Origin of the sequence: Allobosea sp. UC22_33 (assembly GCF_042700715.1) — a bacterium.
GTDB lineage: Bacteria > Pseudomonadota > Alphaproteobacteria > Rhizobiales > Beijerinckiaceae > Allobosea.
Genome location: NZ_CP170556.1, coordinates 4788023 through 4801095 on the forward strand (window position 1 = coordinate 4788023; position 13073 = coordinate 4801095).

The following is a 13073-nucleotide window of genomic DNA, read 5'->3' on the forward strand; positions in this document are numbered from 1 at the left end:
GAAGATTGCCGGACGATTGCCGCATTCTCCCGCATAAATCGCTTGCTTCGTTCCGTCTGGAACCGCATGCTCAGAGGCGATCTGGCATGGCTTCGCGCGCCGCCCCTCTTCAACGTCACGCGCGAGCGACCTTGAAGTCCGTGATGAACGACCACGCCTTCCGCTTGCGTCCGGCTCGCCGCACCCGCTCTCCCCTCACCGCCCGCAAGCCGATTCCCGCGCGCAAGCCGGTGCTGATCGTCTTGCACCAGGAGCATTCGACGCCCGGCCGCGTCGGCCGCCTGCTGCAGGCGCGCGGCCACGCGCTCGATATCCGCAAGCCGCGCTTCGGCGATCCGCTGCCGCAGACGATGCGCGACCATGCCGGCGCCGTGATCTTCGGCGGCCCGATGGGGGCCAATGACCCGGAAGAGTTCGTCAAGATCGAGATCGACTGGATCGGCACCTGCCTGAAGGAGGATGCCGCCTTCCTCGGCATCTGCCTGGGCGCGCAGATGCTGGCGAAGCATATGGGCGCGCGCGTCTATACCCATGGCGAGGGCCGCGCCGAGGTCGGCTATTATCCGCTCGCCGTCACCGATGCCGGCCATTCCCATGCAACGACGGCCGGCTTCACCTGGCCCGGAACGGTCTATCAATGGCACCGCGACGGCTTCGACTGCCCGAACGGGGCGGAATGCCTCGCGACGGGCGGGGACTTCCCGGTCCAGGCGATACGCGCCGGCAGCAAGGCCTATGGCATCCAGTTCCACCCCGAGGTGACGCCGGCGATGATGTATCGCTGGTCGGTGCGCGGCTATGAGCGCACGCTGATGCCCGGCGCCCAGCTCGGCCACACCCATGTCCCCGGCTGGTTCCAGCACGACCCGGCGATCCGGCTCTGGCTCGACGCCTTCCTCGACCATTGGCTGAAGGAGCCGGCTGACGCCGGAACGACATCGCCTTGACCCGTACAGCTCTCGTCCTCGGCGCCGGCATGGTCGGCGTCTCCTGCGCGCTCGCGCTCCAGAAGCGTGGGCTGGCGGTCACCCTGATCGACCGCAAGGCGCCGGGCCGCGAGACCTCCTACGGCAATGCCGGCGTGCTCGCGGCTTCCTCGATCGTGCCGCTCAACAATCCCTCGCTCTACGCCAAGATCACGGGCTATCTCGGCAATCGCCATCCGGCGCTCAACCTGAGCTGGACCCGTGCCTTCAGCCGGCCGGGCTGGCTGCTGCGCTTCCTCTGGGAGGCCCGGCCCTCGCAGGCCAAAGCCCGCATCGCCGCCTTGCAGGCGTTGACAGCGAGCACGGTCGAACGCCATCGCGTCCTGATGGCCGAGGCCGGCGTCTCGCACCGCCTGCGCGAGACCGGCACGCTCAAGCTCTGGCGCAGCGAGGCCGGCCATGACGCCGCCCGGGCCGAGCATGATTTCCTGAAGAGCCACGGCATCGAGTCGCAAGTGCTCGAGCGGCAGGGCATTTCCGGCCTCGAGCCGAACCTGAACCCGATCTTCCCGGCGGGGCTCCTGATTCCCTGCGTCGGCTCGGTGGATTCTCCCGGCGCCGTCACCGAAGCCTACGCGGCGCTCTTTGCCGAGCGTGGAGGCCGGATCGAACAGGCCGCGATCACCAGCCTCGCCCGCAACGGTACCAGCTGGCGCGCGAGCACCGCTTCAGGCAGCTTCGAGGCCGACATCGCCGTCGTGGCGCTGGGCCCCTGGAGCGGCGATCTGCTGAAGCCGCTCGGGATCGATCCGAAGCTCGATGTCGAGCGCGGCTATCACCGCCATCTCAAGCCGGCCGCCGGCACCGGCCTGTCGCGCCCAGTCTACGATGTTGACGGCGCCTATTACATGGCGCCGATGGAGCAGGGCTTTCGCATCACCAGCGGCGTCGACCTGTCATTTCGCGACGCCCCCGACGATCACCGCCAGATCGACAGCGCGACGGCGTCAGCCCGCGAGGCCTTCCCGCTCGGCGAGGTCGTCGGCGAAACCTGGCGCGGCGCCCGGCCGACCTTGCCGGATTCATTGCCGATGATCGGCGAGGCGCCTCGCAATCCCGGCCTCTGGCTCGCCTTCGGCAACCAGCATATCGGCTTCTCGACCGGCCCGATCACCGGCGAAATGATCGCCGCGATGGCCTGCGGCGAGAAGCCACCGATCGACCCGATGCCGTTCCGGCCGGAGCGCTACATCCGCTGAGAACCGCTGTCTTCCCGCACGCGCTGCGGCACGCAGTGCTGCTGCGCAGATGCGGGACCGCGCGACAAGAAGGCACCTCTTCAACGAAAAGGCGCGCCCCAGACAGGAACGCGCCCTTATTGGAAAACGGTCCCGTGTCTGCGCAGCGGCATTCACATGCCGCAGCGCGCACGGGATGACGCGCGTCGTCAGACCTGACGAGCCACCATCATCTTCTTGACCTCGGCGATTGCCTTGGCCGGGTTCAGACCCTTCGGGCAGGCATTCGCGCAGTTCATGATGGTGTGGCAGCGATAGAGCCGGAAGGGATCTTCCAGATTGTCCAGCCGCTCGCCCGTCGCCTCGTCGCGGCTATCGATCAGCCAGCGATAGGCCTGCAGCAGCGCGGCCGGGCCGAGATAGCGGTCGCCGTTCCACCAATAGCTCGGGCAGGAGGTCGAGCAGCAGGCGCAGAGGATGCACTCGTAGAGCCCGTCGAGCTTCTCGCGGTCGTCCTTGGCCTGGCGCCATTCCTTCTCGGGAGCCGGCGTCGTGGTCTGCAACCAGGGCTCGATCGAGGCGTGCTGGGCATAGAACCGCGTCAGGTCCGGCACCAGGTCCTTGACGACCGGCATATGCGGCAGCGGATAGATCGCGACCTTGCCCTTGGCCCCGCATTCGTCGATGCCGGTGGTGCAGGCCAGCCCGTTCTTGCCATCCATGTTCATGGCGCAGGAACCGCAGATGCCCTCGCGGCAGGAGCGGCGGAAGGTCAGCGTCGGGTCGACCTTGTTCTTGATCCAGATCAGCGCGTCGAGAACCATCGGCCCGCAATCGTCGCGGTCGACATAATAGGTGTCGGTGCGCGGATTCTCTGTGTCGTCCGGGCTCCAGCGATAGACCTTGAATTCGGTCAGCTTCTTGGCGCCGGCCGGCTTCGGCCAGGCCTTGCCCTCGACGAGGCGGGAGTTCTTCGGGAGATTGAATTCAGCCATCGGAGTCCCTCAGTACACCCGCGCCTTGGGCTTGATGTACTCGATGTCGTTGGACATCGTGTAAGTGTGCACCGGCCGGTCATCGAGCGTGATCGTGCGCTTCTCGTCGTCGATCCAGGCGAGCGTGTGCTTCATCCAGTCCTTGTCGTCGCGGTTCGGATAATCCTCGCGGGCGTGCGCGCCGCGGCTTTCCGGACGGTTCAGGGCCGAGTCCATGGTGACGACCGCCTGGGTGATCAGGTTGTCGAATTCCAGGGTCTCGATCAGGTCGGAGTTCCAGATCAGCGAGCGGTCCTTGGTGCCGACATCGGCAATGCCGTTCCAGACCTCGTGGATGAGCTTGTGGCCTTCTTCCAGCGTGGCGCCCTCGCGATAGACGGCGCAGTTGTTCTGCATCGTCCGCTGCATCCGGTCGCGCAGCACCGCGGTCGGCGTGCCGCCCGCAGCGTTGCGGTACTTGTCGAGACGGGTCAGCGCCAAATCCGACGAGCCCTTCGGCAGTTCCGGCTGCTTCTCGCCCGCCGTTACCGTGTCGGCGCAGCGCAGCCCGGCCGCGCGGCCGAACACTACGAGATCGATCAGCGAGTTGGAGCCGAGGCGGTTGGCGCCGTGAACCGAGACGCAGGCCGCTTCGCCGATCGCCATCAGGCCGGGCACCACCGTGTCCGGATCGCCGCCGACCTTGGTCAGAACCTCGCCGTGGAAGTTCGTGGGGATGCCGCCCATGTTGTAGTGCACGGTCGGCAGCACGGGAATCGGCTCGCGGGTCACGTCGACGCCGGCGAAGATCTTGGCGCTCTCCGAGATGCCGGGCAGGCGCTCGTGCAGGATCTTCGGATCGAGATGATCCAGATGCAGGTAGATGTGGTCCTTGTCCTTTCCGACGCCACGGCCGGCCCGGATCTCCATCGTCATCGAGCGCGAGACGACGTCGCGCGAGGCGAGGTCCTTGGCAGAGGGGGCATAGCGCTCCATGAAGCGCTCGCCCTCGGAATTGGTGAGGTAGCCGCCCTCGCCGCGCGCGCCCTCGGTGATCAGGCAGCCCGAGCCGTAGATGCCGGTCGGGTGGAACTGCACGAACTCCATGTCCTGCATCGGCAGGCCGGCGCGCAGCACCATGCCGCCGCCGTCGCCGGTGCAGGTATGGGCCGAGGTCGCCGAGAAATAGGCGCGGCCATAGCCGCCCGTCGCCAGGATGGTCTGCTGCGAACGGAAGCGGTGCAGCGTGCCGTCATCGAGCTTGAGCGCGATCACGCCGCGGCAATGGCCGTCCTCGTCCATGATCAGGTCGATGGCGAAATACTCGATGAAGAACTCGGTATTGTAGCGCAGCGCCTGGCCATAGAGCGTGTGCAGCATGGCGTGACCGGTGCGGTCGGCCGCGGCGCAGGTGCGCTGGGCCGGCGGGCCCTCGCCGAATTCGGTGGTCATGCCGCCGAAGGGGCGCTGGTAGATGCGGCCGTCCTCGGTGCGCGAGAAGGGCACGCCCCAATGCTCGAGCTCGTAGACGGCGGCCGGCGCGTTGCGCACGAGATATTCGATCGCGTCCTGGTCGCCGAGCCAGTCCGACCCCTTGACGGTGTCGTACATGTGCCACTGCCAGGTGTCCTTGCCCATGTTGCCGAGCGAGGCGGCGACGCCGCCCTGGGCCGCGACGGTGTGCGAGCGGGTCGGGAACACCTTGGTGATGCAGGCGGTGCGCAGGCCGGCCTGCGAGCAGCCGACGGTGGCGCGAAGGCCGGCGCCGCCGGCGCCGACGACGACGACGTCGAAGGTGTGGTCCGTGATCGGATAGGCGGTGCCGGTATAGGCCGGGACCGGGCGGGACTTGGTGATCGCCATCGGATCAGCCTCCAAAAGACAGCTTCAGCACCGCGTAGACGCTGGCCGCGCCGATCGCGATGGCGAAGAAGGTGTTGGCCATGACGGCGAGGACCTTGGCCCCCTCCGACTGGACGTAATCCTCGATGATGACCTGCATGCCCAGCCGCATATGGATGCAGGCCGAGAGGATGAAGAGCAGCATCAGGATCGCGACGAGAGGGTTCGACAACAGCGCGACGGCGGCCGGATAGGGCCGGCCGACCAGCGCGATGACGATGCCGATGAAGATGATCGTCAGGATCAGGTTCGAGACGGCGGTGACGCGCTGCAGCCAGAAATGGCCGGTGCCGGACTTGGCGGAGCCGAGGCCGCGAACGCGGCCGAGCGGGGTGCGCATCGAGGAATGGGATAGCATGAGCGGGCTCCTCAGCGCAGGACCAGGGCGACGATCCAGACCAGGACCGTCAAGCTCACCGAGGCGACGAGCGTGAACTTCGCCATGTTCATCCGGGTCTCAGGCTCATAGCCCTTGCCCATGTCCCAGACGAAGTGCCGGAGGCCACCGACCATGTGGTGGATCAGCGAGAAGCTGTAGAGGAAGAGCACGAGCCGGCCGAGGAACGAGCCGGCGATGGCCTGGGCCGTGTCGAAGGCGGCGGGCCCCGATGCGGCGGCGACCAGCCAGGCGGCGATCAGCACCGTGCCGAGATAGAGCCCCGTGCCGGTGACGCGATGGGCGACGGACATCGCCATCGTCCAGGACCAGCGATAGATTTGCAGGTGGGGCGAAAGCGGACGCGCCGCGGGCTTGACCTCGGCCAATCTTCTTCTCCGGTCAGGCGGTCCGTCGACGGCGGCGGACCCATTTGGGATCATTCTAGAGTGACTGGTTGTCTAACGAAACCGTTCCGGCGCTGCAATGCGGCATCGACAGAACGAAGTTACAGATTCTGAAAATCGTCATTTTCTTACGAAAACGTTACCGCGGCAGCAGCACCCAGTAGTCGAGATCGAGGATCACGCTCGGATCGTACTGATCTCCCGTCTTTAGCGGATAATCGGCGCAGGGCCGGTTCTTGGTCGCGACCAGCCGGAGCCGAAGGGCGCCGACATCGCCGCGGCCCGGAACCTCCGCACTCCCGAGCACCTCGCTCCAGGCATAGACCGTGTCGCCGGCGAAGAGCGGCGCGACATGGCGCCCGCCGTTGATCGCGGCGATATGAAAGGCGTTGCCGAGCCCGTTGAAGGACAGCGCCCGCGCCAGGCTGATGACATGGCCGCCATAGATCAGGCGCTTGCCGAAGCGGGTCGCTTGCGCCGCATGCGCATCGAAATGCACCCGCGCGGTGTTCTGGTAGAGCCTTGTCGCGAGTTGGTGCTCCGCCTCCTCGACGGTCACGCCGTCGACATGGTCGATCCGCTCGCCGACCGCATAATCGGCCCAGCGGAAGCGCGAGCCGGCGAGCGCGTCGTCGTAAGCCGCGAGTTCGATCCGGGGGCAGCCCTCGCCGAGCTGTTCCGGCAGCACGGCCTTGGCCAGTTCCGGCACCTGCTCGGCATGGGCCGGCGTGCCGGGCTCGCGCTTGCGCACCAGCACCCAGCGCGCGTAGCTCAGCACGATCTCGTTGCGCTGGTTGCGGCCGATCGAGCGGACATAGACGATGCCGGCATCGCCCGACGAGGTCTGCTTAAGCCCGATCACCTCCGAGGTCGTCGAAAGCGTATCGCCCGGATAGACCGGCCTCAGGAAGCGCCCGTCGGCATAGCCGAGATTGGCGACGGCGTTCAGCGAAACATCCGGCACCGTCTTGCCGAAGACGATGTGGAAGACCAGGAGGTCGTCGACCGGCGCGGTGGGATAGCCGATCGCATTGGCGAAAGCGTCCGAGGACTGCACCGCGAAGCGCGAGCCGTAGAGCGCCGAATAGAGCGCCGCGTCGCCAGCCCGCACCGTGCGCGGCGTCGCATGGACGATGCTGTCGCCGAGGTGGAAATCCTCGAAGAAACGGCCGGAACTGGTCTTAGGCGTAGAACCGGACATGCATCGTCTCCTGATCGCAGACGAGTTTGCGTTGCAACCAGGGGCGGCGGCAAGCCCCGACGAACGATCGAGCGCTTTGTCATTCCGGGGCGTCCCACAGGGACGAACCCGGAACCCACGACCGGGTGCGACCTGTTGCGCGAACAATAACGATCAGGGCGTTCACCCCGTCGTGGGTTCCGGGTCTGCCGCGACGCGGCATCCCGGAATGACAAACGCTCACCCCACGATCGCCGCGAGCTTCGTCAGGTCGACATTGGCGCCGCAGACCAGCACGCCGAGCCGCTCGCCCTTTGCGGGCTTGTAGGCCCCGCAGAGCAGCGCGCCGAGCGCTGCCGCCCCGCCGGCCTCCACCGCGAGGCGGAAATCGCGCCAGAGCACGCCTTGCGCCTCCGTGATCGCAGCGTCCGGCACCAGCGCGACATGGTCAACGCTGTCCCGGGTGACGTCATAGACGAGCTGGCCGACATTGCGGGCGCCCAGCGAATCCGCCGCCACCGACGCGACCTTGACCTCGACTGGCCCCTTCGCGTCGAGCGCCGCCTGCAAGGCGCGCGAGCCCTCCGGCTCGACGCCGACGACCTTGACCTTGCTGCCCGCGAACCAGCTCGCAATGCCCGAGATCAGGCCGCCGCCGCCCACTGCGACGAGCACGGTGTCGAGATCGGGCTCCTGCTGGTCCCATTCGCGGCCGAGCGTGCCCTGGCCGGTGATGGTCTCCGCGGCCGCGAAAGGATGGATCTTCAGCGCGCCAGTCTCCGCAACGAAGCGGTCACAGGCCGCCTGCGCGTCGTCGTACTGCGCCCCGCCCACCACGACATCGGCGCCGAAGCGCTTGATCGCCTCGATCTTTGCCGCAGGCGAGATCTCCGGCACGAAGATCGTCGCCTTCACGCCCCGCCTCGATGCGGCATAGGCCACCGCCGCGCCATGGTTGCCGCCGGACGCGGCCGAGACGCCGGCCGCCGGCACCGGCAGCGAGAGCAGGTTGTTGAAGGCGCCACGCGTCTTGAACGAGCCGGCATGCTGCAGGCATTCGAGCTTGAGCGAGATATCCGCAGCGGAGCCGAAGGCGCCAGTGCCCAGCCGCATTACGGGGGTGACCCGGGCATGGCCGGCGATGCGCGCCGCCGCTTCCTCGATCATCGGACGGGTGACGGGGCGTGCGCTCATGGCGATATCCTGACGAGGCTCGGAGACTGGACGATAGGTCCAGATCGCAATCGGAAGCCCGTGGCTATCGCGTCCCGGCGGATCGGGAAAGGGGCGCCCGCGCCCGGCGGCAATGTGCCGGGCGACGACCAGCGCCGCCAGCGCGTCGAGCAGGTCGTCTCGTTTTGCACCTTTGGGGACAGGTCCTTCGGCTGCGGCCAGACAAACCCCTTGCGAGACGAGAAGTCGGGTGCGTTCGGCCGAACCCTCTACGGTCTTCTTCGGAAAATCGAGCGGCCGTTCGCCGTTCATCGACCAGAAGGCTACTTCCGGGTGAATCTCCCGCGTCCGCTCCTTCATCAAAGAATCGTTCCGAAGGAGGGCGTCGATCTCTCGGATTTTAGGGAGGATCATGAAAGCTTGGCGGCTGAACCCCGCTGCAGGCATCGAGCTCTGTCGGGCGATATCGCAGGCGTATGCATGGGAACGATCAATATCGTCCATGCCGACAACGGGCCGGCTCACGGCATAGACCGCAGCTCGCGAAGGAATGCTGAAAACGGAAGTCCCGCGCTGGCCGAGAACAGCCCTTGCAGCTTCCTCAGGCCCACGCCCTCGTCCCTGTATCCTGTCGGGTAAGCCGATCGGCATATCTACGGCGACGATGGCAGGTCTCGCTTCATGCGTCAGAATGCTTTGAAAATCGCGAAACACCTGAACGATTGGAGATTCCCTGAACTCCGTATCGCAAAAGGCGGCAATCCAGCCGCCCTTGCAGCCATCGACGCCGGCAAGCCACGCCATCCCGTTTCCTCCGCCTTTCGCAGCGCTGGCATTGCAGCTGCGTTGCTCTACTGTGCAGCGCAGCACAAGCCGGCCCGTGTCAGGAGAGACCATGAGCACGATACGCCCCCGCCGCAGCGCCCTCTATATGCCCGGCTCCAACGCCCGCGCGCTGGAAAAGGCCCGCGAGATCGCGGCCGACGTGCTGATCCTCGACCTCGAGGACGCGGTCGCGCCCGATGCCAAGGCGACCGCCAGGGAACAGGTCTGCGCCACCGTGAAGGCCGGCGGCTATGGCCGGCGCGAGCTGGTGATCCGCGTCAACGGCGTCGGCACGCCCTGGTTCGCGGAGGACCTTGCCGCCGCCGCCGAGGCGAAGCCGCAGGCGATCCTGATCCCGAAGGTCTCAAGCCCGGAGACGCTGCGCGAAGTCGGCAACCTGTTGAACGGCCTCTGGGCCGATCCCGCCATCGGGGTCTGGGCCATGATCGAGACACCGCTCGCCATCCTCGATGTCGAGCGCATCGCCCGCGCCGCCCGCGATCCCGTGACGCGGCTCGCCTGCTTCGTCATGGGAACCAACGATCTCGCCAAGGAAACCCGCGCCCGCTTCGTGCCCGGCCGCGCGCCGATGCTGCCCTGGCTGACCAGCGCCCTGCTCGCCGCCCGCGCTCATGGCATCGACATCCTCGACGGCGTCTATAACGACATAAAGGACGAGGCCGGCTTCCTGGCCGAATGCGAGCAGGGCCGCGACCTCGGCTTCGACGGCCGCACCCTGATCCACCCCTCGCAGGTCGCGGTGGCCAACACGGTGTTCGCGCCCGACGAGACCGAGTTGACCCGGGCCCGCGCCGTCATCGCCGCCTTCGACCTGCCGGAGAACGCCGGCAAGGGCGCGATCCAGCTCAACGGCCGCATGGTCGAACTGCTCCATGCCGAGATGGCGCGCCGCACGGTCGCGCTGGCTGACGCGATCGCGGCGTAGGCAGGTGTCATCCCGTGCGCGCTGCGGCACGAAGTGCTGCTGCGCAGACACGGGACCGCGTGACGAAAGGGCGCCTTATCCTGCGCGAGGTCCCGCATCTGCGCAACAGCACTTCGTGCCGCAGCGCGTGCGGGAAGACACTCAGCCCTTCTTCGCGGCCTTCGCCCGCTCGATCCCCTCAGTGATCAGCTTCTTGGCCATGGCGGCGTCGCCCCAGCCCTTGAGCTTGACCCATTTGCCGGGTTCGAGATCCTTGTAGTGCTCGAAGAAATGCTGGATCTGGTCGAGCGTGATCTGCGGCAGATCGGTGTAGTTGTGCACGTTCTCGTAGCGCTTGGTCAGCTTCGGCACGGGCACGGCGATGATCTTCTCGTCGCCGCCAGCCTCGTCCTCCATCAGCATCACGCCGATCGGACGCACCGCGATATAGGAGCCCGGCACCAGCGGGCGCGTATTGGCGACCAGCACATCGCAGGGATCGCCGTCTTCCGAGAGCGTATGCGGGATGAAGCCGTAGTTTCCGGGATAACGCATCGGCGTATAGAGGAAGCGGTCGACGAAGAGCGTGCCGGCCTCCTTGTCCATCTCGTACTTGATCGGCTCGCCGCCGATCGCCACTTCGATCAGGACATTCACTTCTTCGGGCGGGTTCTTGCCGATGGAGATGGCGTCGATGCGCATTCTGGAACCTGTCGCTTGGGAATTTCGCCGGGCCTTATGCAAGTTCGCGGCGAAAACGCCAAGCCCTTCCGTCGCGCTTGGTGACCGGGCGATTTGCGCAGACGCGCCCGCGCTGCTATCCGGCGCCCCATGAACAGCTCCGAGACCAGGCCGTGCTGAGCCGGCTGCGCCCCGACGAAGAGCGCTATGCCCGCCGCATGGCCCGCATCGCCCGCTGGGACCGCCCGATCGAGGGACGCGGCCAGCGCCTGCGCGCCTGGGCCAATATGCTGCTGGTCGATCACGGCATCTTCCGGCTGGCCTATCTCAACGCGCATCGCGTCACGCCACGGCTCTGGCGCTCGGCCCAGCCGGCGCCGGGCCAGATCGCGGCCTTCGCCCGCAAGGGCGTCAAGACCATCGTCAACCTGCGCGGCGGGCGCGAGCACGGCTCCTGGCCGCTCCAGAAGGAAGCCTGCGAGCGCCACGGCATCAAGCTCGTCGATTTCGTGCTGCGCTCGCGCGGCGCGCCGGATCGCGAGACCATCCTCGAGGCCAAGGCCTTCTTCGATGGCATCGACGAACCGGCGCTGGTGCATTGCAAATCCGGCGCAGACCGGGCCGGCTTCTTCTCGGCGCTTTATCTGCTGGTCCATGAAGGGCGCCCGCTCGACGAGGCCATGCGCCAGCTCTCGCTGCGTTACGGCCATTTCCGCTTCGCCAAGACCGGCATCCTCGACGCCTTCTTCGAAGCCTATCGCCGCGAGGGCGAGGCCAAGGGCATCCCGTTCCTGGACTGGGTCGCGACGGTCTACGATCCCGAGCGGCTGGAGCGCGAGTTCAAGCCCGGGCTGCTCTCCTCGCTGATCGCCGACAGGCTGATCCGTCGGGAGTAACTCCCGAAGCTCGGCTTCACCGATCGGTTTCAGATAATCTGATCGGAGCCGGCCTTAGCGGGCAGCCCCCGAAGCGGCAAGACCATCAGGCGCTGCCTCGGCGGAATCGTCGAGATGCAGCCAGATGAAGACGGTATGCGTCAGCGTCCGCAGGATCGAGATGGCGCCGATCGTCAGCAGCAGCTCCGGCGACAGGGCACGGAACCACGCCATCGCCACCAGGATCGCGATCAGTGCGACCGCATTGACCGCGACCTGCCAGAAGGGCTGGCGTGACAACGTCGCCACTTCCTGGAGCGGGCCGAGGACCGCGATGCCGATATAGAACGCCGCGAGCAGCGCGATGACCTCGCCAAGGTCCTGCCATTGCGTCCCGACCAGCCAATGATCCGTGACGAGGGCAGCAATGGCGATACCGCTGAACAGGATGGTCGCGCCGGCGGTCAGGCCGAGTGCCATGATCCGCGCCCAGAAGCGCCGGCGCGGGCCGGCATGGGAGCGCAGCCGGTTCAGCACGAGCGGGATCGACACGGTGGCGAACATCTGGGTCGGCATGTCCAGCAGCCGCATGGACAGGGCGACCTGCGCCGCGAGCACGGTATTGCTGGCATAGGGCAGCACCAGGAGCGGTGCGATCGCGAACCCGTAAGCCAGCAGCGCCGAAGGCAGCAGCGCCCGCGGCGCGTCCCGCCAGCGGAATGCCGCCTCGGCGAGGCTGCGCAGGGACCAGAGCGCCGGCCGGACCAGCGCGGCGACGGAATCCCGCCGGCGCCGCAGAAGATAGGCCGCTGCCAGGACGTGCCCGAGCGCATCGGCCATGAACAGCGTCAGCGCCTTCGGCCCGAAGATCGCGATCAGCAGCAGCATGATGGCCGGCTGCACCACGGCCTGCACGACATTGCTGTTGCCGATGGCGCGGAAATCGCCCTCAGCCGTCGCTTCCGACCAGAGCAGGCGCAGCACCGAGCGCGCGGCGAGCGAAACGAGGAAGAAGAAGGCGACCGCAGGCGCGACCCAGCCGGTCACGGCGAGCCCGATCAGGACGAGCGTGGTGATAGCCAGGAAGGCGACCCCGACGGCGGTTGCGAGCCGGAAGGCGAGGCCGAGCCGGGCACGATCGCTGTTCTGGAAGAACACCGCCTCCAACCGCAGGAGCGAGGCGATCGAAATGAAGTTCGCGGCCGAGGAGAACACCGCAAAGGCGGCGAAGACGAAGGGCGGGCACAGAGCGGCCGCGATGATCAGTCCCCAGACCGAAATCAGCCGGGCCTGGATGAAACGCAGGCCGAGCAAGAGCGCCGACCCGAGATTCGAGCGCAGGGCCGGGACCCGCCTCGCCACGAACCTGCGCCCGGCCGCGATGGTCAGCCCCGGGCGTCCATGCGGCAGATGGGCGCGCTCCATGGTGACGTGCGCGGCCATGTCGACTCCCATTGCGGAACCGTCGGGCAGCCTGTCGTTAGCCATCTCCGCCTTGCCGCCCTGGAGGTCCGGGTCGCGAGGCGCGTTCATGGCCGACAGGCCTTCAGCCGCGAAGGCTGCGCCCGTATGGTTAACGAATGGTGAATCT

At 67.0% G+C, this 13073-nt stretch carries 12 protein-coding genes and 1 pseudogene; 4 read left to right on the forward strand and 9 right to left on the reverse strand.

All coding sequences use genetic code 11. The features are described 5' to 3' along the window. The first annotated feature begins 143 nt into the window (after nt 1-143). Together ACFJGT_RS23120 and ACFJGT_RS23125 are read left to right on the forward strand one after the other, a co-directional pair. Nucleotides 144-947, forward strand: a complete 804-nt coding sequence (locus ACFJGT_RS23120; RefSeq protein ID WP_377843005.1) for a glutamine amidotransferase — start codon at nt 144-146, stop codon at nt 945-947. After that, complete coding sequence (locus tag ACFJGT_RS23125; RefSeq protein ID WP_377843008.1) at nt 944-2185, forward strand: NAD(P)/FAD-dependent oxidoreductase; 1242 nt, start codon at nt 944-946, stop codon at nt 2183-2185. The genes ACFJGT_RS23120 and ACFJGT_RS23125 overlap by 4 nt, the downstream gene beginning before the upstream one ends. A gap of 188 nt (nt 2186-2373) precedes the next feature. On the opposite strand, the gene ACFJGT_RS23130 is transcribed toward ACFJGT_RS23125, so the two are convergent. The 7 genes and pseudogenes from ACFJGT_RS23130 to ACFJGT_RS23160 form a co-directional block, all read right to left on the reverse strand. Beyond that, nucleotides 2374-3159, reverse strand: a complete 786-nt coding sequence (locus tag ACFJGT_RS23130) for a succinate dehydrogenase iron-sulfur subunit (RefSeq protein WP_336810200.1) — start codon at nt 3157-3159, stop codon at nt 2374-2376. A gap of 9 nt (nt 3160-3168) precedes the next feature. Beyond that, complete coding sequence (gene sdhA, locus ACFJGT_RS23135) at nt 3169-5001, reverse strand: succinate dehydrogenase flavoprotein subunit (RefSeq protein ID WP_377843013.1); 1833 nt, start codon at nt 4999-5001, stop codon at nt 3169-3171. Nucleotides 5002-5005: 4 nt separating this feature from the next. After that, complete coding sequence (sdhD, locus tag ACFJGT_RS23140; protein WP_377843017.1) at nt 5006-5398, reverse strand: succinate dehydrogenase, hydrophobic membrane anchor protein; 393 nt, start codon at nt 5396-5398, stop codon at nt 5006-5008. Between the two features lie 11 nt (nt 5399-5409). After that, the gene (gene sdhC / locus ACFJGT_RS23145) at nt 5410-5805 is read right to left on the reverse strand and encodes a succinate dehydrogenase, cytochrome b556 subunit (RefSeq protein WP_377843020.1); all 396 of its coding nucleotides are present in this window, start codon (nt 5803-5805) and stop codon (nt 5410-5412) included. Between the two features lie 157 nt (nt 5806-5962). Further along, on the reverse strand, nt 5963-7024 hold the full coding sequence (locus ACFJGT_RS23150) for a MaoC family dehydratase (protein ID WP_377843024.1): 1062 nt from the start codon (nt 7022-7024) through the stop codon (nt 5963-5965). Between the two features lie 219 nt (nt 7025-7243). Beyond that, the gene (locus tag ACFJGT_RS23155; protein WP_377849051.1) at nt 7244-8197 is read right to left on the reverse strand and encodes a threonine/serine dehydratase; all 954 of its coding nucleotides are present in this window, start codon (nt 8195-8197) and stop codon (nt 7244-7246) included. A gap of 87 nt (nt 8198-8284) precedes the next feature. Then, nucleotides 8285-9073, reverse strand: a pseudogene (locus ACFJGT_RS23160) (DUF429 domain-containing protein); the annotation flags it as partial. Here ACFJGT_RS23160 and ACFJGT_RS23165 point away from each other — a divergent pair. After that, nucleotides 9072-9947: an HpcH/HpaI aldolase/citrate lyase family protein gene (locus ACFJGT_RS23165; protein WP_377843028.1), complete on the forward strand. Its 876-nt coding sequence runs from the start codon at nt 9072-9074 to the stop codon at nt 9945-9947. The pseudogene ACFJGT_RS23160 and the gene ACFJGT_RS23165 overlap by 2 nt on opposite strands. Nucleotides 9948-10088: 141 nt before the next feature. On the opposite strand, the gene ppa is transcribed toward ACFJGT_RS23165, so the two are convergent. Further along, nucleotides 10089-10628: an inorganic diphosphatase gene (gene ppa / locus ACFJGT_RS23170; protein WP_377843031.1), complete on the reverse strand. Its 540-nt coding sequence runs from the start codon at nt 10626-10628 to the stop codon at nt 10089-10091. A 152-nt stretch (nt 10629-10780) separates the two neighbouring features. On the opposite strand from ppa, the gene ACFJGT_RS23175 reads away from it, so the two are divergent. Beyond that, on the forward strand, nt 10781-11503 hold the full coding sequence (locus ACFJGT_RS23175) for a tyrosine-protein phosphatase (protein ID WP_377843034.1): 723 nt from the start codon (nt 10781-10783) through the stop codon (nt 11501-11503). A gap of 54 nt (nt 11504-11557) precedes the next feature. On the opposite strand, the gene ACFJGT_RS23180 is transcribed toward ACFJGT_RS23175, so the two are convergent. After that, complete coding sequence (locus ACFJGT_RS23180; protein WP_377843037.1) at nt 11558-13015, reverse strand: hypothetical protein; 1458 nt, start codon at nt 13013-13015, stop codon at nt 11558-11560. Nucleotides 13016-13073 lie beyond the last annotated feature (58 nt).

Coding starts and splice junctions, on each gene's coding strand:
- ACFJGT_RS23120 (WP_377843005.1), top strand. CDS start 144: ATGAACGACCACGCCTTCCGCTTGCGTCCGGCTCGCCGCACCCGCTCT.
- ACFJGT_RS23130 (WP_336810200.1), bottom strand. CDS start 3,159: ATGGCTGAATTCAATCTCCCGAAGAACTCCCGCCTCGTCGAGGGCAAG.
- sdhA (WP_377843013.1), bottom strand. CDS start 5,001: ATGGCGATCACCAAGTCCCGCCCGGTCCCGGCCTATACCGGCACCGCC.
- sdhD (WP_377843017.1), bottom strand. CDS start 5,398: ATGCTATCCCATTCCTCGATGCGCACCCCGCTCGGCCGCGTTCGCGGC.
- ACFJGT_RS23150 (WP_377843024.1), bottom strand. CDS start 7,024: ATGTCCGGTTCTACGCCTAAGACCAGTTCCGGCCGTTTCTTCGAGGAT.
- ACFJGT_RS23155 (WP_377849051.1), bottom strand. CDS start 8,197: ATGAGCGCACGCCCCGTCACCCGTCCGATGATCGAGGAAGCGGCGGCG.
- ACFJGT_RS23165 (WP_377843028.1), top strand. CDS start 9,072: ATGAGCACGATACGCCCCCGCCGCAGCGCCCTCTATATGCCCGGCTCC.
- ppa (WP_377843031.1), bottom strand. CDS start 10,628: ATGCGCATCGACGCCATCTCCATCGGCAAGAACCCGCCCGAAGAAGTG.
- ACFJGT_RS23180 (WP_377843037.1), bottom strand. CDS start 13,015: ATGAACGCGCCTCGCGACCCGGACCTCCAGGGCGGCAAGGCGGAGATG.